The sequence below is a fragment of the Calditerrivibrio sp. genome (assembly GCF_049968475.1).
In the GTDB taxonomy this organism is placed as follows: Bacteria; Chrysiogenota; Deferribacteres; order Deferribacterales; family Calditerrivibrionaceae; genus Calditerrivibrio; species Calditerrivibrio nitroreducens_A.
In genome coordinates, this window is the sequence record NZ_JBMFQS010000011.1 from 18,343 (window position 1) to 39,102 (window position 20,760).

Annotated in this window: 23 protein-coding genes; all 23 read right to left on the minus strand. The window is 37.2% G+C overall.

Features of this window, described 5'->3' with window-relative positions:
• Window position 1: 1 nt before the first annotated feature.
• From rapZ to ACP5Q2_RS08795, 23 genes are read right to left on the minus strand one after another with little or no spacing between them, the layout of a single operon-like run.
• Entirely contained in the window at window positions 2-856 is an 855-nt protein-coding gene (gene rapZ, locus ACP5Q2_RS08685) for an RNase adapter RapZ (protein WP_428099242.1), read from the minus strand.
• 1 nt (window position 857) lies between these two features.
• Window positions 858-1,835, minus strand: a complete 978-nt coding sequence (hprK, locus tag ACP5Q2_RS08690; RefSeq protein ID WP_424606214.1) for an HPr(Ser) kinase/phosphatase — start codon at window positions 1,833-1,835, stop codon at window positions 858-860.
• Window positions 1,832-2,293: a PTS sugar transporter subunit IIA gene (locus tag ACP5Q2_RS08695; RefSeq protein ID WP_428099245.1), complete on the minus strand. Its 462-nt coding sequence runs from the start codon at window positions 2,291-2,293 to the stop codon at window positions 1,832-1,834. Before ACP5Q2_RS08695 ends, hprK begins: the two co-directional genes overlap by 4 nt.
• A gap of 8 nt (window positions 2,294-2,301) precedes the next feature.
• A complete protein-coding gene (gene hpf, locus ACP5Q2_RS08700; protein ID WP_428099248.1) occupies window positions 2,302-2,838 on the minus strand; it encodes a ribosome hibernation-promoting factor, HPF/YfiA family in 537 nt (178 codons plus the stop codon).
• Window positions 2,839-2,865: 27 nt separating this feature from the next.
• Window positions 2,866-4,260, minus strand: a complete 1,395-nt coding sequence (rpoN, locus tag ACP5Q2_RS08705; RefSeq protein WP_428099251.1) for an RNA polymerase factor sigma-54 — start codon at window positions 4,258-4,260, stop codon at window positions 2,866-2,868.
• Complete coding sequence (lptB, locus tag ACP5Q2_RS08710; protein ID WP_428099253.1) at window positions 4,257-4,976, minus strand: LPS export ABC transporter ATP-binding protein; 720 nt, start codon at window positions 4,974-4,976, stop codon at window positions 4,257-4,259. The genes rpoN and lptB overlap by 4 nt, the downstream gene beginning before the upstream one ends.
• Window positions 4,918-5,448 carry a lipopolysaccharide transport periplasmic protein LptA gene (gene lptA / locus ACP5Q2_RS08715; RefSeq protein WP_428099256.1) on the minus strand — a complete coding sequence of 177 codons (531 nt, stop codon included), beginning with the start codon at window positions 5,446-5,448 and terminating at the stop codon, window positions 4,918-4,920. Before lptA ends, lptB begins: the two co-directional genes overlap by 59 nt.
• A complete protein-coding gene (locus ACP5Q2_RS08720; RefSeq protein ID WP_428099259.1) occupies window positions 5,438-5,974 on the minus strand; it encodes a hypothetical protein in 537 nt (178 codons plus the stop codon). Before ACP5Q2_RS08720 ends, lptA begins: the two co-directional genes overlap by 11 nt.
• Complete coding sequence (locus tag ACP5Q2_RS08725; RefSeq protein WP_424606221.1) at window positions 5,941-6,441, minus strand: KdsC family phosphatase; 501 nt, start codon at window positions 6,439-6,441, stop codon at window positions 5,941-5,943. Before ACP5Q2_RS08725 ends, ACP5Q2_RS08720 begins: the two co-directional genes overlap by 34 nt.
• Window positions 6,438-7,400, minus strand: coding sequence for a KpsF/GutQ family sugar-phosphate isomerase (locus ACP5Q2_RS08730; protein ID WP_428099263.1), 963 nt, complete (start codon window positions 7,398-7,400; stop codon window positions 6,438-6,440). Before ACP5Q2_RS08730 ends, ACP5Q2_RS08725 begins: the two co-directional genes overlap by 4 nt.
• A complete protein-coding gene (gene kdsA, locus ACP5Q2_RS08735; RefSeq protein WP_428099266.1) occupies window positions 7,397-8,164 on the minus strand; it encodes a 3-deoxy-8-phosphooctulonate synthase in 768 nt (255 codons plus the stop codon). Before kdsA ends, ACP5Q2_RS08730 begins: the two co-directional genes overlap by 4 nt.
• Window positions 8,164-9,786: a CTP synthase gene (locus tag ACP5Q2_RS08740; RefSeq protein WP_428099269.1), complete on the minus strand. Its 1,623-nt coding sequence runs from the start codon at window positions 9,784-9,786 to the stop codon at window positions 8,164-8,166. Before ACP5Q2_RS08740 ends, kdsA begins: the two co-directional genes overlap by 1 nt.
• Window positions 9,779-10,510 carry a 3-deoxy-manno-octulosonate cytidylyltransferase gene (gene kdsB / locus ACP5Q2_RS08745; protein WP_424606225.1) on the minus strand — a complete coding sequence of 244 codons (732 nt, stop codon included), beginning with the start codon at window positions 10,508-10,510 and terminating at the stop codon, window positions 9,779-9,781. The genes ACP5Q2_RS08740 and kdsB overlap by 8 nt, the downstream gene beginning before the upstream one ends.
• A 2-nt stretch (window positions 10,511-10,512) precedes the next feature.
• Complete coding sequence (gene acpS / locus ACP5Q2_RS08750; RefSeq protein WP_424606226.1) at window positions 10,513-10,872, minus strand: holo-ACP synthase; 360 nt, start codon at window positions 10,870-10,872, stop codon at window positions 10,513-10,515.
• 1 nt (window position 10,873) lies between these two features.
• Window positions 10,874-11,605 (minus strand): pyridoxine 5'-phosphate synthase, encoded by a 732-nt coding sequence (locus ACP5Q2_RS08755; protein WP_424606227.1) that lies wholly within the window; start codon window positions 11,603-11,605, stop codon window positions 10,874-10,876.
• On the minus strand, window positions 11,602-12,954 hold the full coding sequence (gene glmM / locus ACP5Q2_RS08760; RefSeq protein WP_424606228.1) for a phosphoglucosamine mutase: 1,353 nt from the start codon (window positions 12,952-12,954) through the stop codon (window positions 11,602-11,604). The genes ACP5Q2_RS08755 and glmM overlap by 4 nt, the downstream gene beginning before the upstream one ends.
• Complete coding sequence (locus tag ACP5Q2_RS08765) at window positions 12,951-13,847, minus strand: CdaR family protein (protein ID WP_428099273.1); 897 nt, start codon at window positions 13,845-13,847, stop codon at window positions 12,951-12,953. The genes glmM and ACP5Q2_RS08765 overlap by 4 nt, the downstream gene beginning before the upstream one ends.
• Window positions 13,837-14,616, minus strand: a complete 780-nt coding sequence (cdaA, locus tag ACP5Q2_RS08770; protein ID WP_428099276.1) for a diadenylate cyclase CdaA — start codon at window positions 14,614-14,616, stop codon at window positions 13,837-13,839. Before cdaA ends, ACP5Q2_RS08765 begins: the two co-directional genes overlap by 11 nt.
• On the minus strand, window positions 14,610-15,800 hold the full coding sequence (gene folP, locus ACP5Q2_RS08775; protein WP_428099278.1) for a dihydropteroate synthase: 1,191 nt from the start codon (window positions 15,798-15,800) through the stop codon (window positions 14,610-14,612). The genes cdaA and folP overlap by 7 nt, the downstream gene beginning before the upstream one ends.
• A gap of 3 nt (window positions 15,801-15,803) precedes the next feature.
• A complete protein-coding gene (ftsH, locus tag ACP5Q2_RS08780) occupies window positions 15,804-17,615 on the minus strand; it encodes an ATP-dependent zinc metalloprotease FtsH (RefSeq protein ID WP_428099281.1) in 1,812 nt (603 codons plus the stop codon).
• An 8-nt stretch (window positions 17,616-17,623) separates the two neighbouring features.
• Window positions 17,624-18,157, minus strand: coding sequence for a hypoxanthine phosphoribosyltransferase (gene hpt / locus ACP5Q2_RS08785; protein WP_428099284.1), 534 nt, complete (start codon window positions 18,155-18,157; stop codon window positions 17,624-17,626).
• Complete coding sequence (gene tilS, locus ACP5Q2_RS08790; protein WP_428099286.1) at window positions 18,157-19,440, minus strand: tRNA lysidine(34) synthetase TilS; 1,284 nt, start codon at window positions 19,438-19,440, stop codon at window positions 18,157-18,159. Before tilS ends, hpt begins: the two co-directional genes overlap by 1 nt.
• Complete coding sequence (locus ACP5Q2_RS08795) at window positions 19,379-20,740, minus strand: glucose-6-phosphate isomerase (RefSeq protein WP_424606235.1); 1,362 nt, start codon at window positions 20,738-20,740, stop codon at window positions 19,379-19,381. The genes tilS and ACP5Q2_RS08795 overlap by 62 nt, the downstream gene beginning before the upstream one ends.
• Window positions 20,741-20,760: the final 20 nt, after the last annotated feature.

A 20,760-nucleotide genomic window follows, 5' to 3' on the forward strand; every position in this document is an offset into this window, starting at 1 on the left:
TCTATCCCCTTTCTATATCTCTATGTTTGATGTAAACCTTGTTGTCGTACCTATTTTTCAAATACTCACCAATGAATTGCGCAAGTGCAACAGATCTATGTTTCCCTCCAGTGCAACCTATGGAAAGTGTAAAAAACTTCTTACCTTCTTTCACATAATTTGGTATCAAAAATTCCAGAAAAGCTTTAAGCTTTTTTAAGAATACCTTACATCTTTCATCAGAAAAAACATAATCATACACATCCTTTTCCAATCCCGTTTTCCCCCTCAATTCATCAACGAAATGGGGATTTTTCAAAAATCTAACATCAATAACCATATCTGAATCCTGGGGAATTCCATATTTAAAACCGAATGATTGTATGGTAATTGACATTTTAGAGCTATCCATCTCTCTAAATTTTTCGTCAAAAAGTTTTGTAAGATCATGTACCGTCATGGACGAAGTATCTATTATGATATCAGACAACTCCTTTATCTCTTCCATGAGTTTCTTTTCAAGTCTTATAGAATCCAGGAGATTGTCACCCAATGGATGCTTTCGCCTCGTCTCTTTATACCTTCGAACAAGTATGTCTTCTGTAGCATCCAGAAATATAACCTCTACGTAGTACTTAGATTTTAAAAATTTTACCACCTCTGCAATCTTTGGGATATCTTTGCTTCTTGCATCGATGACAAGTGCAATTTTCTGAATCTCAGAGTTGTAATCAAATACCACCTGTACAAATTTCTCCACAAGTGAAAGTGGCATATTGTCAACTGTGTAATATCCAAGATCTTCAAGGGCCTTCGAAGCAGTTGATTTTCCAGCACCGGAATAACCTGTAAGAACTATGAGATGGCTATTATTCATCCTACTCCACACCCTGATTCATCATTATACGGTTTATCTCCAGCTTTCTATTCTCCTCCATCTTTCTCATAAGCCTATCTTGAAATTCTTGTGCAGCATCATACCCCATCAGCTTTAAAAGATGGTTTCTTGCTGCAGCCTCAATAATAACGGCCATATTTCTACCAGGAGAAACCGGAAGTATAAGATGGGGAAGTTCGATATCCATTATATTGTAAAATTTTTTATCAAGCCCTGTTCTGTCGTAGGACTCTTCACTATTCCAATCCACAAAGCTTATTACGATCTCAATACGTTTTCGCATCCTTATGGCACTTACACCAAACATATCTTTGATGTTTAAAATCCCAAGCCCCCTTAACTCTATATTGTATGTCAAAAGATCGTTACTCGTTCCAATTAGTATATCCTGCTTTTTCTTTATATGAATGGCATCATCCGCCACAAGACGATGCCCCCGTTTTACAAGTTCAAGGGCACACTCACTCTTACCTATACCGCTTCTACCAAGGATTACAACCCCCACTCCATAGACATCCACCAGCACACCGTGAATAACCGTTTCAGGCGCCAGCTTATCTTCCAAAAAAAACATTATTTCTTGAATTACACGGGAGCTGACGATCTCTGTTCTAAATAGAGGTATTTCATACTTCTTTACACAATAAACAAGCTCTTTGGGAATTTTCAGATTCTTTGTGACAATAATACAACTGACCCTCTTTTTACAAAAATTCTCAAAAGCATTTAACCTCTGATCAGGATTCAGCGAATTTACGTAAGATATCTCAGTATTACCAAGTATCTGTACCCTTTCCGGATGGATATGCTCCGTAAAACCGGCAAGGGCAAGTCCCGGTTTCTGTATCCTGAAATTCGATATATATCTCTCTTTGAGAAATTCCTTGCCATAAATAAGCCTTAGCTTAAGATCATTAATCTCTTCAGAGAGAATTTCCTGTACCGGTATCTTTTTCACAGCACCTGACCCCAACATTCTTTTAAAATCGAATGTATCCTCATTGGTTCCATTTCACCATTTAACTGATTTATAAAACCGGTATTTTTTATCAGCTTCGAAATTGCTGCCAGAGCCTTCAGATGGAGGGTTGTCTCTTTTTCCTGACTTAATATCAGAAAAAGGTATCTAACTTTATTATGATCCACAGCATCGAAATCAACACCATTAGGGAGATAGCAAAATATTATATTTACTCCCACAACAAAAGGCAATTTGGCGTGGGGTATTGCCACCCCATCACCAATAGCCGTACTACACATAGATTCTCTTTTTATTACTGCATTATAAGTATCTTCAATATCCTCAATGATATTTATAGCGTGTGCATACTCCACAACTTTTCTTATTAATTGACTTTTCTCAAAATCCTCTTCTATTACCAAAATTGTTTTTGGATCATCAAATATTTTCTGCATCTAAACCTCTAAGGTTCTATCAAACCGATATTCCCATCATCCCTTCTATAAACTACGCTAACTTCACCGGATGATGCATTTCTAAAAACAAAAAAATTCTTATTCAAAAGATCCATCTGCATAACCGCTTCTTCCACATCCATAGGCTTGACAGGTATCTGTTTGCTAACAATTATTTGTGGGACATCTTTCTCCACAACACTTGAGTGTTCATAAATATTTAATGTGAGTGGCTTTTCAAAATCTTTTTCCATAAGTTTTTTAGTTTTAAGTTTCTCTTTGTATTTCACAAGCTGTCTCTCGATTTTATCCACAGACATATCAATTGATGCATAAAGATCCTCTGATTTCTCAAGACCTTTTAAAAATACACCTTTTGCATTCACAAGAATCTCTGCAAGATGTACATTCTTCTGAACATCAAGAATTACCTGCACATCCAGAACCTGTTCAAAATACTTCTTAAGTCTTGACACCTTCTTTTCTACATAACTCCTGATAGCATCGGTAAGCTCGATGTTTTTTCCAGTAATTTGAATATTCATAATTCCTCCTGTTTATTGGGTTTATAATTATCTATTTTTTCTCTCTGCCGCAGCAGGTATACCTAATTCCTCTCTGTATTTCGCAACTGTTCTCCTTGCTATATTAATACCTTTTTTGGCAAGTATTTCTGAAATCTTCTGATCACTCAACGGCTTTGCCTTATCTTCATCATCGATAAGCGATTTTATCATAGATTTTACAGAATCTGTCGTAACATTTCCATTATCCGTTTGAAAACCTTTCACAAAAAATGTTTTTATCTCAATTATACCCATCTCTGTCATGGCATATTTACCTGAAGTCACTCTACTTATTGTGGATTCATGTATACCTATATCCTCTGCTACATCTTTAAGTTTTAAAGGCTTCAACGCGTCAAAACCTTTAAAGAAAAAATCCCTCTGAAATTTTACTATACTCTCCATCACAGCCACAATTGTAGATTTCCTTTGATTAAGGCTTTTTAACACCCAGAGGGCACTTTTGACCTTTTCAGAAATGTATTCATAGGTATCCTTATCAAGATTTTTATCCCTCAGCATCTTTATATAATAGCCATTTATCTTAATCGATGGGATCGAATCATCGTTTGGTATAATCTCAATCTCATCACCTTTTCTAACTACGTAAACATCCGGCACAATATATCTTATCTGGTTATAATATTTAAGCCCAGGCTTGGGATCAGTCCTTTTTATCATCTCAAGAAGATCCTCCACATACTCTTCTGAGATGTCAAGCGCCTTACTTAATCCTTTTATATCTTTTCTCTCCAGAAGTTGGTAATGATTATTTATGATAAGCTTGATAAGTTCAATATCATCAGGTACGACGTTCATATCCTCCAGTTGCTTTGATATACACTCCACCAAATTCCTGGCACCAACTCCGGATGGCTCAAAATCCTGAATAAGTTTTAATACTTTTTCTACCTCTTCAACCCCAACATTCAGATCTTTTGAAATCTCTTCTACTGAAGTGGTTAGATAACCATTTTCATCAATATTACCAATGATATATACTCCAATCTCCTCTTCCCCTTCGGGAAGTCCCAGAATCTTAAGCTGAAATATCAGATGCTCTTCAAGAGAAACATCCCTTGACACAAACTTTTCATAGTCCAATTCATCATCATCCGAAGAAAGATACCTGAAGTCATCCTTATCTGAAAAAAAATCTTCCCATTCTATCTTTTTAAGATTTTCAATATACTGATCCATTTCCCCTGAAGAAAGGTCCGCATCTTCCCTGTTTTCCACAATTTCAAGGACGGGATTTTCTTGAAGGATATTGGTAAGCTCAGTACTTAGCTCTGTCACAGTCATCTGTAAAATATTTAACGACTGCTTCATCTGTGGGGTGATTAACAGTCTTTGCCCTAATTTAGTTTGAATGCCAAGATTGAGCTTTGCACCTTTCATAAACTAAAATCTTCTCCAAGATAACGTCTAACTACTTCAGGATTTTTTACTATCAACTCCGGTTCCCCTTCCGCCAATACTTCACCATCTGTAAGGATATAAGCCCTTTCGGTTATTTTCAGTGTTTCTCTCACGTTGTGATCGGTAATAAGTACACCTATACCCATATTTTTAAGCTTGTGTATCATTTTTTGGATATCAACCACAGATATAGGATCAATACCTGCAAATGGCTCATCAAGCAGAATTATTTTGGGATTGGTGGCAAGACAACGGGCAATCTCCACCCTTCTTCTTTCACCACCACTCAAAGAAAAACCCATGCTATCTTTAACCTTGGTAAGGTTGAAATCCGAAATCAGCTCTTCAACTCTATCTCTAATATAGGTTTTATCTCTAAAATTGATCTCAAGGGATGCGTAGATATTGTCATAAACGGTCATTTTTCTAAATATGGAAGATTCCTGAGGAAGATAACTGATCCCCTTCTTGGCTCTTATGTATATTGGCAATTCGGTTATATCTTCATCATCAAAATATATATTACCTTCATCTGGATTCACAATCCCCACCACCATATAAAAAGTAGTGGTTTTCCCAGCTCCGTTTGGTCCCAAAAGGCCTACTACTTCACCCTCTTTTACTTCTATAGATACGTTATTTACTACCGTTCTTTTTTTGTATATCTTTTTTAGGTTCTTTGTCCTTATTCCCACTTAAGCTACCTTCTGTTTTGTTGTCAGGATAGAAAATTACTTTTACCCTTTTGTTTTCAGCTCTGTTTACTACTACCCTGTTATCATTATTATATACTATTACTTCTTCACCTTCAAGATAATTTTCACCCTGCCAGACCTTTGCATCACCTTTTAACACAAGTATATTATCTTTCATCTTCAGCTCTGCTTCTTTTGAAAGGGAATACATCCCCTCTTTAACCATTTTTACATTACCTGTACAGTAGATAAACTCAACCTCTTTCTTACTATCAAAAACCACTTTCATACTATCAGAATATACCTTGGTATCTTTATAAGTAGCTTTTACATTACCTGTAAATAGAGAATATTGCTCCTTACCAAAATATTTCACACTATCAGCCTCTATATTAACAGGGAATTTTTCATCAGCAAAAATAAGTACAGAAAATAGCAAAAAAAACAGTACCAGAACACTTTTATTTCGCATAAACCACCTCCACTTTTCCTGAAAACTCCACAAAAATATCGTTTTTATTAAACCTCATTTTTTCAGATCTAATAGAGTTATCACCATCCCTGGCAAAAATTCCCCCATCCACCAAACCTTCATACCTCCCAAGATCGTAGAAAAAATGGCTATCTTTACCACCCTTAAATTCGATACTATTGTAAAAACCTTCTACCCCCCTTTCAATAGTGACATATTTATCTTTTTTAAACAGACACCTCTCCCCATTACCTTTTATCATCTTTATCTGATCCTTGTAATAAAAGGAACAGTTGTCAAAGGTCACCGTCTCATTCTCAAAAAAAAGATATGCCTTTGATGCTTCTATTTTATAAAAACTTCCATTATCTACGTTGCTCTTGAGGTAAAACCCTTCTATATAAGACGTTTCACTGCTTTTTTTGGTAACCTCCGGACGATTGATATCATAAACCACAAACCCCGCAAAAATAGCCACCAGTAATAACACTGCTATATAGAATAAGTATTTACTATTTCTTCCCACTTATTATTTCTCTTTAAAATTATTTCTATTAGATGCCTTACCGCCCCCTGCCCTCCCATCTGAGGGGTCACAATCTGAGCAAATCGTTTTACCACATCCGGTGCATCCGATACGGTTGCCGGAAGGCCAACTCGTTTTAAAATCGGTATATCGTTTAGATCATCACCGATGAAAGATATTTTTTCATCAGTGACATCTAACTTTTTCTTGATTTCTTCGTAAATATCAAGTTTTTCAAAATGTCCCTGATAAACTATATCTATACCCAGCTCTTTAGCCCTGAGCTCTGTAATCTTAGAAAAACGGGCGGATATTATGGCAAGCTCAATACCAAACTTTTTAGCAAGCTTTATCCCAAGACCATCTCTTACGTGAAAAGACTTTATCTCTTCACCGGAAGAGGTGTAAGTAATTCTACCATCGGTCAAGACTCCATCCACATCCATTATAAGCAATCTTATATTCATACTATCCCCTTTTTTAAAATGTCATGTATATGAATTATCCCTTCGGGTCTACCCTCATCATCAACAACAACTAAAGATGTGATAGATTTATCCTCCATAACCTGTAAAGCTCTGGCGGCAAGGGCATCTTTTTCAATAGTCTTGGGATTTTTAGTGCAAACATCATAAACTTTTCTCTCAAAAAGATCTCTATATTTTTGCATTCCTCTTCTTAAATCACCATCAGTAAGAATACCCACAAGCTTACCATTATCATCCACAACCGTGGTACAACCAAAACCTTTACTGGTCATTTCAAATATAGAATCCGCCACAGTTCTATCATATCTTACCACCGGAAGTTCACTACCCGTATGGTATAGATCCTCCACTTTAATTAACAACCTTTTCCCAAGGGTCCCCGATGGATGAAACATTGCAAAATCCTCTTTTTTAAATCCTCTTTTATTTAAGAGTGCCACCGCCAGTGCATCCCCCAGAGCTAACGCCACTGTTGTTGATGCTGTGGGAGCTAAGTTCAACGGACAGGCTTCCTTGATTACAGAAGCATCTAAAACACAATCCGATTTTTTTGCAAGAGTGGAGTCTATCCTACCCACCATAGCAATTATTTTTACCCCAAGCATTTTTATCACAGGTAAAATGGATATAAGCTCATCCGTCTCACCGCTATTCGATATGGCTATAATGCAGTCTTTCTTTGTAATAACCCCCAGATCCCCATGCACACCCTCCGCCGGATGTAAAAAAATAGAAGGGGTACCTGTGGAAGACATTGTGGCGGCTATCTTTTTCCCGATTAAGCCAGATTTACCCATACCAGTTACGATAACTCTCCCCTCACAATTTAAAATAATCTCCACAGCTTTTTCAAAATTTTCATTTATCCTTTCAGCGGTTCGTAAAATAGCCTCCGCCTCAATTTTCATAGTTTCCTTAGCTATTTCTATAAGGTTCATAACACTGCCCTAATTCTCATGATAGAATCTAAAATATCCTCAAACATCTTGAAATCCACCATATTCGGCCCATCACACAGAGCTTTATCAGGCTCCGGATGAACCTCAAAGAAGAATCCATCAACCCCACAGGCGGCAGCCGCCCTCGCAAGGTATGGTATAAACCCCCTCTGACCGTCCGAACTGCTCCCCTTACCCCCCGGTAGCTGAAGTGAATGGGTGGCGTCAAAAACAACCTCCACTCCTAGACTTTTCATAATTGGAAATGACCTATAATCCACCACCAGGTTATTATACCCAAAAGAAGCCCCTCTTTCTGTAAATATAATCCTTTTGGCACCGGATCTCTTAAGCTTTTCCCTTACATTTCCCATATCCCAGGGCGCCAAAAACTGTCCTTTTTTAACATTAACGATCCTTCCACTTTTAGCCACCGCCTCCAGAAGATCTGTCTGCCTTGAAAGAAAAGCTGGCACCTGCAAAACATCCACCACCTCTTTTACCTTTTCCACCTCACTCACCTGATGAACATCTGTAATTAAACCCACTTTGTGTTCATCTTTTATTTTTGCAAGTATTTCAACCCCTTCCTCAAGCCCGGGTCCCCTAAAAGCATCTATCGATGATCGATTTGCCTTATCATACGATGATTTAAAATAAAACTCTATTCCATCATATTTTGATATAGTCTTTTTTAAAAATCGGCAAACCTCATCCAAAATCTCCTTACTTTCTATAACACATGGACCGGCAAACAGGATCATCAGATCACCACCTTTTCATCACTTTTATCCTTTTTATACTTATATGCGGCATTCACAAATGAGCTAAAAAGTGGATGCGGATTTGTGGGTTTAGATTTAAACTCAGGATGGAACTGACATCCCAAAAACCATCTGTGGGATTTTAGCTCTATTATCTCCACCAGATCCCTTTCCTGATTTACACCAGAAATAGTGACCCCAGCCTTCACAAAATCATCTTTAAACCTGTTGTTAAACTCCAGACGGTGTCTATGCCTCTCAAATACCTCTGTTTTTCCGTAAGATTTAAAAGCAAGGGTATCTTCTTTTATAGTACATTTATACCCTCCTAATCTCATAGTTCCACCTAACTTTTTGATATTTTTTTGATCATTCATATAGTCTATTACAGGGTAAGGGGTCTTTGGAAGAAACTCCACACTGTTTGCTCCATCAAGCTTAAGAACATTTCTGGCAAATTCTATTACAGCACATTGCATCCCAAGACATATCCCGAAGAAAGGTATATTTTTGATACGGGCATAATTTACTGCATTGATCTTACCTTCCACACCCCTATCCCCAAATCCCCCCGGCACAAGGATACCATCCACATTCTCAAAAAATTTATCAAGGGGCATCTTTTCGAGATCTTCAGCATCTATCCATTTTATGTTAACCTTTAATCTATTATGAATACCTCCGTGAACTAGAGCCTCATTTAAGCTTATATAGGCATCCTTCAAGTCCACATACTTACCCACCACCCCAATGGTGACCTCACCTTCCGGATTGTTAAGACGGAAGACGATATCCTCCCATTTTGAGAGATCCAAACTTTTTTCCGGTAAATTTAATTTCTTCAAAACAATCTTGTCTATCCCTTCATTATGAAGCAAAAGGGGAACTTGATAAATAGAGGAGGCATCTATGGCGTTTATTACACCTTCTTTTGAAATATTACAAAATAGTGCAATCTTCTTTTTTATGCCATCACTTAAAGGATACTCCGAACGGCACACAAGGATATCCGGTTGTATACCTATCTCTCTGAGCTCCTTAACAGAATGTTGTGTTGGTTTTGTTTTCAATTCCCCGGCACTTTTAATGTAGGGAACCAGTGTGACGTGTATATACAATACATCATTGTCATCAAGATCAAACCTGATCTGCCTGATAGCCTCTAAAAAAGGTAAACTTTCTATATCGCCCACTGTCCCACCAATTTCCACTATAACTATGTCATATTCCCCTGAAAGTTTTCTTATATTATTCTTTATCTCATCAGTTATATGAGGTATAACCTGCACAGTGGCACCAAGGTAATCCCCTTTCCGCTCTTTTTCTATAACATGGTGATAAATTTTACCTGTTGTTATATTGCAATCTTTATTTGTGTAAGAATTCAAAAAACGTTCGTAATGTCCAAGATCCAGGTCTGTTTCAGCACCATCTTCCGTCACATAAACCTCTCCATGCTGAAAAGGGCTCATAGTACCAGGATCTACATTCAGATAAGGGTCAAACTTTTTAATAATAACTTTATAACCCCTCAATTCAAGGAGCGTTCCCAATGAAGCTGCAGTAATCCCTTTACCCAGAGACGATAGAACGCCTCCGGTGACAAAAATAAACTTAGCCATTTAATATCTCCATTGCATATTTATTTGCCTTTATTAAATCCTCTTCCGTATCCACCGAAATACCGTTGTATTCAGTTTCTATTACCTTTATTTTATAACCATTGTCAAGTGCTCTTAGCTGCTCAAGCTTTTCGATATTCTCATTTACAGATGGCTCAAGGGAGGTAAAGATTTTCAGGAAATTTTTTCTATAACCATATATACCAATATGTTTGTAAAAAAATTTTTGTGCTTCCTTATCCCTATAATAAGGGATTGGTGATCTGGAAAAATATAATGCATAACCTGTTTTGTCAAACACGACCTTTACGACATTCGGATTCTGTGCCGTTGTTTCATCTATTTTAACACAGGCAGTGTTCATAACAGCATCAGAATTATTTAGATCGTCTATAAGCATATCAATCACTTTGTAATCGATAAAAGGCTCATCCCCCTGTACATTTATAATAATATCATCATCTAAGTACCTGGCCACCTTTGCCACCCTGTCAGTACCTGATGGGAGACTAGGGTCGCTCATCGTAGCTTCAATACCATCTATTTTTTTACATTCGTCTAAAATTCTTGCATCATCCGTCACTACGATTACCCTATTAGCTTTGCTCTTCTTGCAATTCTGGGCTACCCATGCTATCATGGGAACCCCTGCTATCTCTTTTAAAGGCTTACCTTCTAGTCTTGTGGAAGCATACCTTGCGGGAATAACTACTGCTACGCTCATACCTATACCTCTTCTTTCTCTTTTATGATACTAACGGCTATCGAGTAATCCCTGCCATGGGAGATGGAAACCTCAATATCCTTTCTTCTTGCCCCTTTTATAAAAACTATTGGGTCACCTTTTTCACCGTTTAAAATCTCTATATCCTTGAAGGATAACTCCTTACCGATACCAGTTTTAAAGCTCTTGGAGATAGACTCCTTTGCAGCAAATCTACCAGAAAAAAATTGTAATGATCTATTTTTCTTTTCGAAGATCTCCATCTCTTTCTGGGTTAAAATTCTATTTACAAATCTTTCACCATGCCTTTCTATGGCATTTTTTATTCTATCAATTTCCACAATATCACAGCCGATCATCATCCTACTTATCAATTGAATACTTTTCTAAAATATCTTTCATCTCCCTCACTGCATCCTTTAATCCAACCAAAATCGATTTAGATATAATAGAATGACCTATATTAAACTCATGAAATGGAAAAATTCGGCAAAGTGGAATAACATTTTTATAATTCAAACCATGCCCCGCATTTACTATAAATCCTAAATCAGCAGCATACTTTGAAGCTGCCTCGATCTTTTTAAGCTCTTTAAAACTTTCATCTTCCGTAGTAGCCTCTGCATATCTACCTGTATGTATCTCTATATATCTGGCTCCGGTTTCGATAGCCTTTTCAATCTGCTTCTTATCTGGGTCTATAAATATACTAACGTCTATCCCATTTGACTTAAGAATTTCTACTGTCCTTGCAACCTTATCAAAATTATGTATTACATCGAGTCCACCTTCAGTGGTTAGCTCTTCCCTCTTTTCAGGTACCAACGTACAGATGTTCGGTTTCACAGACAAAGCAATATTTATAATTTCATCATTTGTTGCCATTTCAAGATTTAGCTTTACTTTGACGGTATCCCTCAGGATAAATAGATCCCTATCCTGGATATGCCTTCTATCCTCCCTTAGATGTACAGTAATTCCATCTGCTCCACCCAATTCAGCTAAAACTGCTGCATGAACAGGATCTGGTTCTTTCCCTCTTCTTGCCTGCCTAACTGTTGCGACATGATCTATGTTAACTCCCAATTTTATCATACGTCACCCCTATTTTTTATCTCCTTTACAGCAGTTGTAATAATTGAGTTTGCAATATAATCGATCTTATCGTAATCGGTGCCTTCCACCATCACTCTTATCTTGTTTTCAGTGCCGGAATATCTCACAAATACCCTACCATCCTTTCCAAGCTGATCTGAGAATTCTTTTATAAGTTTTGAAGTATTCTTCAAATCATCAATAGGCACCTTTTTACTTACAGAGGCATTTTTCAGCACCTGCGGATATACAGAGATAAATGATTGGAGCTCACTCAATTTTTTACCTGTAGTAACTATTACTTTGAGAAGCTGTAAGGCTGTTATCAAACCATCACCTGTAGTGTTGTAATCACTAAAAATAATATGCCCAGACTGCTCTCCCCCCAAATTCAAACCGAAAGCCTTCATCTGTTCTATGACATACCTATCACCCACATCGCATCTGATTATATTTATCCCTATCTTATTAAGTGAACGTTCAAAGCCAAGATTACTCATAACTGTGGCCACAAGTGTATTTTGATTAAGCAGCCCCTTCTCTTTCATAAATTTTCCACATATACCAAGTATGTAATCACCATCAACAATTACACCGTATTCATCCACAAAAATAGCCCTATCTCCATCACCATCAAAAGCAATCCCCAGATCTGCACCCACCTCAATAACTTTTTTGGCAACAGTTTCCGGATGAATGGCTCCACAACCATCATTTATGTTATACCCATTAGGTTTGTCATTGATTACAACTACATCTGCGCCTAACTCAGCAAAAGCCATTGGGGCAACCTTATACATAGCACCATTAGCACAATCCACCACGATTTTAAGACCACTTAAATCATAATTTTTATCGAAGGAACTTTTAGCAAACTCCACATATCTACCGATGGCAGTTTCTATCCTTGTAACCCTTCCAACAACAGCTTCAAGAACAGCTTTATCCTCATCAATAAACCTCTCCATTTCAAGCTCAAGCTCGTCAGGCAATTTGTACCCATCACTTGAAAAAAACTTGATCCCATTATCATAATAGGGATTATGCGATGCAGAAATGACGATACCTGCATCTGCCCTCAAGCTCCTTGTGATAAAAGATATTGCAGGAGTAGGCAAAACCCCCACGAGTACTACATCCACTCCCATAGAGCATATCCCTGATGCAATAGCATATTCAAACATATAGGAAGATATCCTTGTATCTTTGCCGATAACTATTTTATGTTTTTTCTCACCTCTTCTAAAGATTGTGGCCGCAGCCTGGCCTAATTTCATAGCAAGATCTGGTGTCATTGGGAAAAGATTAGCTTTTCCCCTTATACCATCCGTCCCAAAATATTTTCTCATCTTCTTACCTCTATCTTGATTCTCGAAGGTGTAATATCCACCACATCTACACCTTCAATACCAGCTACTTTAACCGGAAGTTCATAAATACCATCTCTGTTTATCTTTGAAAGATCTACAAAAAGTTTTAAATTATCTAAACTATTTAATTTATCACTTCTACCCCTCACAGACAGATCAACCCTGTCTGGATTTATTCGTATCACCTTGAAGTGAGGGTTTAAATTTTCCAATACAAAAGATAAATTATTAAGATTTTTAACGATAATATTCTCCACAACTTTTAGTTCGATCTGAACTTCATTGGGCTTTGCATCAGTAATAATTTCCCCCACCTTTATACCCACCTTCTGCTTAAGACTTGCATCAACACCTGAAATATTGATGGGCAATGTTTCCACACTCTCTAATGCTTTAATCTTCTTACTTGTGCCATAAACTGTAACATGGCTTGGCGTAATTGTCACCGAGGAGATTTTATAACCATCCTTCAGTTCACCTATAAATGTAGGTAATACCTTTACTGTCTTCTTCCCTAATTTATCTATTATAATCTTTATATCCTGTGGTTCCGCCCTTATAAGGTGAATGCCAGATGGAAGCATTACATCTGTAGGTTTAATGCGGTAAAGATATTCCCCACTCTGAAAATTTGAAAGATCTACCTCTATTTTTATATCATTAAAAGTAAAGTTCTTCATCGATATCTTTGGACCTTTGACCAGGACAGAAATCAGATTTGTATCCGTGAATGCCTTTAATCCTTCACCTTCATTTTTAAACTTAATCGGTACGTAAAAGCTTACCTCCTGCTGCTCGGATGTAGCAACGATAAACCAAACAATGACGGCAATTATTACACTTATAATCTTTAGGATATTGTTATTTATCATCAAAAGCCTCTTTTGTCTCATCCACATTGAAAATATGACTTAATGTCTCTTTTAGAGAATCTGCATCAAGCTCTGATGTGAAATTACCTCTGTAGGAAACCGAAATGGTACCCCTCTCCTCACTAACCACAACACAAACGGCATCTGTTTCTTCGGTAATACCTAATGCAGCTCTATGTCTTGTGCCAAACTTTTTATCAATATCAACTCTTTTTGTGAGGGGTAGTATAGATCCTGCATAAACAATCTTACCATCTATAACGATGACGGCACCATCATGTAAAGGGGAATAAGGTATAAATATACTTACGAGTATATCTTTATTTAATTCAGAATTCAGAGTAGTCCCCACCTGGATGTATGGCAAAAGATCTATCTCCCTCTGGATAACGATTAGAGCACCTATCTGTTTATTTGCCAATATAGTTGATGCCTTAACTATCTCATCTATGATCCCTTTATTTATTTTATCCTGTTTGCTAAAAACCTTAGTATCACCAATTACTGCAAGGGCCCTCCGCATCTCCGGCTGAAAAATAATGATAATTGATAAAAATAGGTAACCTGTAAGATTATTCAAAACCCAGCTGGTGGCTTTAAAACCAAAAAAATTGGAGAACGACGCAAAAATAAGTATAAAAATTACCCCCAGTGTCATTCTCAAAGCAATAGTACCCTTTATAAGCAACAAAACACGGTATACCATAAATGCAATAATTACTATATCCAGGATATCCACAAAAGTGATAGATTTAAATATTTCTAACATTTGAAACCTACTCTATTGTAAAAATTAAAAATCTTCATCATATCAAGTGATTCTTCCACATCATGCGTTCTTATGATATCAGCACCATTCAAAAGTGCAATGGTTTCCACTATCTTTGATCCTACAACTCTCTCACTGACAGGTTTCTCTATAACCCCACCCACCATCGACTTTCTTGATAATCCTACCAGAATAGGTTTACCGAAAGATTCAAACTCTTTAAGATATTTCAATATAAGATAATTATCATCCAGACTCTTACCAAAACCGAAGCCTGGATCTATCATCATATTATCTTCGGATAATCCTTTTTTCAATCCCATTTCTATACTCTCATATATATAATACTTTATCTCCTCCAAAAGATTATTGTACTTAGGATTATCTTGCATAGTTTTGGGTACCCCTTTTATATGCATCAGACATACACCGGCATTATAATCTGCGCATACCTTAGGCATATCTTCATCAAAGTGAAAGCCGCTTATATCATTTATTATATGGGCACCTATCTTCAAACACTCTTCGGCCACCTTCGATTTATAAGTATCAACAGAAACAATAAAACCTTCACTCACGGCTAATTGCACCACCGGTAGCACACGTTTGAGTTCCTCTTCAACACTTATAGATTCAGCCCCAGGTCTTGAGGATTCTCCACCAATATCCACTAAACTAATCCCTATCTCTTTCAGTTTACTGAGATAGCTTATAACAGCGTTTAGTTCGGTAAATTTACCACCATCACTAAAAGAATCAGGGGTAACATTTATAATTGCCATGATCTTTTTTTCATCAAAAGTTAGAGTTTTATCTCTGATGTGAAGTATTTTATGAATAGGGCTCTTTAAAATTTTATCAATCTCATCAGCAATATCTTTAAGTCCAAAAGGCTGTATCTTCAATCGATCCGCAAGTCTTGAAAATCCTTTTAAATCTCCACAGATTAAAACATCAGTTTTTTCCACCTCACATCCCGCAGTACCCATATGTACAGCGGCATCTATACCAGAAGCAATAGCCTCCTGTTTTAATACGTTTGCAGCAGCAGATGGTATCCCTTTAAACTTTATATTAAGGGGGACACCTCGCAATGCTATTTTTTTAGCGTAAGGGTGAGCCCCCAATTTTATAATCTCATATTCCAATCTGTTTTTGTCCGATACCACAAGCTCTTTAAACATATATTAAGCCGGTTGTAATTCTCCATTTACCTTTTCTATAAGCTCTTCAATATCTTTACTTTCTATAGTCTCTTTTTCAAGAAGCAACTCCGCCATTGCATGCAACAATTTGAGATTACTTCTCAAAATCCCCTTGGCATTATCATAAGCATTTAATACTATCTTACCTATCTCCTCATCTATTATCTCCGCAGTCTTTTCACTGTAATTTTTATGAGTGGCAAGCTCTTTACCGAGGAATATCGCCTCATCCTTTTTCCCCAGAGCCACTGGCCCAAGCAGTTCACTCATCCCCCATGAACATACCATATTCCTTGCAATCTCAGTTGCCCTTTCGATGTCGTTTCCTGCACCGGTGGAAATCTTATTGAATACCACTTCTTCTGCAGCCCTTCCACCCATAAGTACCGCTAGCCTTGAAGTCAGGTACTCTTTTGTATAGATATATTTGTCATCCTTAGGTAGCTGCTGAGTAACCCCAAGAGCCATACCCCTTGGAATGATACTTACTTTGTGGACAGGATCCGAATGAGGTGTAAATCTGGCCACAATTGCATGACCAGCCTCATGATAAGCTGTGACCTTCTTCTCCTCATCAGATATTGCAACAGATCGCCTCTCTTTACCCATCATCACTTTATCTTTGGCCTCTTCAAAATCATCCATATTTACTTTTTCTTTATTTTTTCTTGCAGCAAGTAATGCCGCCTCATTCACAAGATTGGCAAGCTCGGCACCCGCAAACCCCGGTGTAGATTTTGCAATGACTTCCAGATCCACATCATCCCCAAGAGGTACTTTGGAAGCATGTACTTTCAAAATCTCATATCTACCCTTAACGTCTGGTCTTGGCACCACCACCTGTCTGTCAAATCTACCAGGTCTAAGTAAGGCAGGATCAAGAACATCAGGCCTATTTGTAGCAGCAATTAAAATTACCCCTTCGGTGGACTCAAATCCATCCATCTCCACTAAAAGCTGATTTAAAGTCTGCTCCCTTTCGTCATGTCCACCACCTAAACCTGCACCTCTATGCCTACCAACAGCATCTATTTCATCTATAAAAATGATACATGGGGCATTCTTTTTCCCCTGATCGAAAAGATCTCTCACCCTTGATGCACCAACTCCCACAAACATTTCAACAAAATCAGAACCACTTATACTAAAAAAAGGTACCCCTGCTTCACCAGCCACTGCTTTTGCTAAAAGAGTTTTACCCGTTCCGGGAGGGCCCACGAGCAAGACTCCTTTCGGAATCTTACCACCTAAACGTTGAAATTTATGTGGATCTTTTAAAAATTCTATAATCTCCTCAAGCTCCTCTTTTGCCTCATCGCACCCAGCCACGTCTTTAAAAGTGACTTTTTTCTGATCAGGTGTAAGAAGTCTTGCTCTACTCTTGCCGAAAGTAAAAGCCTTACCTCCACCCTGCATCTGCCTCATGAAAAATATCCAGACGGCAATCAGAAGAATCATTGGCAACCAGGAGATAAGCACCTGCAGATACCAGGGATTTTGATCTGGTGGCTTAGCGTATATCTTTACATTATGTTCTGTCAAAAGGGGAACGAGCGATGGATCATCAGGAGCATATGTCTCAAACTGTTCATCATTTTTCTTTAACTCACCTGTAATAGATTTCTCCTTTATTATAACAGTCTTAACGTTATCCTGTTTTACCTGTTCTATAAATTCAGTGTAAGAAATCTTCTTTTTTGCTCCGTGACCGGTATTAAAAGAATTAAACATCACCACCATAATTAGAGCAATCACAAACCACAATGTAATATTTTTGTAGAAATTATCCTTCATCATACCCCCTAAGCATTTATCTTTAGAATAGATATATCTTTTAAATTTCTATAGTAACCATTATAATCCAGCCCATACCCCACCACAAATTTATCCGGAATAGAAAAACCGCAATAATCTGGATTGATATCAGCTAGTCTTCTGGAAGGCTTATCAAGTAAAGAGCATACTTTGAGACTATTAGGATTCCTTACGCTGAAAAGCCTTTTCAAATAATTTATGGTAAGTCCGGTATCTATTATGTCCTCCACAAGTATCACATTTCTCTTCTCCACAGGTCTATCAACATCGCATAGAAGACGTACAACACCGCTGGAAGTGGTTCTTTCTCCAGCATAGCTCGATACCGACACAAAACTTATCTCCATAGGTAGATCTATGTATTTAACCAGATCCGCCATGAATATCCATGCCCCTTTCAAAACACCCACCACAAGAAGATCTTCACCCTCAAAATCTTTAGTGATAGTCTCCGCTAATAGCTTAACTCGTTCTATAATCTGATCATAACTGATTAAAACTTCCAAAGTATGTTTTTCCATCAAACCTCCATATCTACAGCCTTTATATTTTCATTCACTTCCCAAACATTTTCAACCCAAATTATCTTACCATCTTTTTCCACCACCACCAATCTGTCCCTATCAAACTTATCTATCTTTTTCTCTATCAAAATATCCTTTAATTTAGATCCGTCAACCCTATCCCCATCCTTTCTATTCCTGATTATAAGGACGGCATCCCTTAAAGAACCATCAAATTTTATATATTTACACAATTTTGGCAAAAAAACAATATCATCTGACTCTTTTTTTAAAAAAATAAATTTTTCTATTAGATCCCTGTGAAAGATAATTACTTTATTCATAGACACTTCAAATATAAATCCATCTGGCATATTTATTCTTTTTGACTTTCCCACCAGAAGATTCATAGCATTGTCAATATGCTTTTTTTCCACCCTAAAAAATTTTTCAAACATTTTTGCAAGTAGAAATCTTCTTTCAAAAAGAGATTTTGACAAAAGATATTTCTTATCTAAATGAGCTAAAAACCGATCAAATTTCATAGGTGAATCAGCAAGATGATTATGCAGAAAATTTTTAAGTTCACTTGATTGCTCCTGTATGGAATATATATTGTTTAGATACCCCCTGTTGTAGTTTCTGATCTCCGGAATAATCTTCAACCTAACCCAATTTCTCACGTAATCTGAACTGAAATTCGTTTCATCATCAACATACTCAAGTTTGTTATGTTTAATATACTCCTCAATTTGCATCCGTTCTAAGTTTGCAAATGGTCTTAGCACTCTGTCGTTCCTATCAAATCCTTTCAAATTATAGATCGCCCCACCTGTAAACACCTTCACAAAAAATGTTTCAACGATATCATCCAGATGATGTGCCGTGGCTATATAGTCTGCACCTAACTCTTGTAATACTTCAAACAAAGCAAGATATCTTAGCTTTCTGGCGGCATCCTCCACAGATAGATTAAATCTACTTACATGGGATGGTACATCTATCTTTTTTATGAATAATGGGATTTTAAATTCCATACAAAACCTTTTACAAAAATCCTCATCCCTATCTCCCATTTCCCCTCTAATACCATGATTTACATGACATGCATACAGTTTAATATTATAACTTTCTCTCATAAGATACAAATAATGAAGCAGGGCTACAGAGTCCCTGCCTCCGGAAAAAGCCACAACTATCTTACTGTTTTTTAATCTATCGATATCTATTATTTTACCATCAAACGATATAGTCTGATTCTCTCCTACCAGACGCCTCATAATCTTTCCGTTTATCTTCATAGCCTGCCCTATTCAAAATTCCATAAGCGTAATCTTTCCCTTCTTCAACACCTGGCTGATCAAAAGGATTTATATTATTTATAATCCCAAGAGTAGCCACAACATACTCGTAAAGCATAAAAAGGTATCCTATGCTAAATTCATCTAAAAAATCAATCGCTATCTTCATGGATACTCTATTGGCTTTTTTTAGAGCCACTTCTGTGGCCTGCAGCTCCACATTCAAAAGCCTACTAAGATCCACACCTGTTAGATATTTATAGTTTTCGTACCATTCACCATCTAATTCCTGATTGAAATCATGTTTATCCAGCTGAATAAACGTAATTAGCTTATCAAATGGGCCTTCTTTGTAAAGCTGGAGCTGAGAATGTTGATCTATCGTTCCAATAGCAGTAACAGGTGTAGAGCCAAAAAATATTTCCCTGCCATCTCTTGTGTACCTCTTACCAAGACTCTCCCCCCATAATTGGCAAAACCAATCGGCAAAGCTTTTTAGTCTGGAAGTATATGGCATAAGAACATTTATCTTTTTACCCCTTTTGATATAAGCGTTATATATGGCAGTCATCTTAAGATAGAGATTTTTACCATTGTGGATAAAAAATCGCCCCCCATTTTTCAATTCTCTGATATCAATCCCCAGAATTGCAAATGGCACAATCCCAACAGATGACAATACAGAGAATCTCCCCCCAACATTCTCTGGCACTTCAAACGACTTCAAACCAAACCTGCTCACAATATTTCTCAAATCACCCTTCTTAGGATCAGTGATGGCAATGAGAGATCTCTTTAAATCCACATTATTTTTTAAAAGCCATTCATAGACCACTAAAAAATTTGCAGCTGTTTCAACAGTACTTCCGGACTTGCTAATTACAAGAACAATGGTCTTATGAGGATTGCAATGTTCTAATATCCAGTAAGCTTTGTATGGATCCACATTATCCATGACCCAAAATCTGGGGAAATAGCCTCTTTTATCAGGGGATAGTGCATTATAATTGTAAGGCAAAAGGGCATTTGCCACTGCCTCAAATCCAAGGGATGATCCCCCAATCCCTATAATTATCATATCCTCGAATTCCCCTTGAATAGATCTTGCAAAATCTATAATTTCACCATCATCCAGATCCACAAGCTTTGGAAATCCCGTCTCATTAGACTCCACCATAACATTTAATCTGTTTAGCCCCTCCTCCACAAGCTTTAATTCAGATTCAAGTTCCTCGTTATTCAAACCATCATCAAGGTTACTTTTCATAACAAAATTATAATCTAAAGACACTTTTCTCATCTAAAACCCCCTTTTTTAAA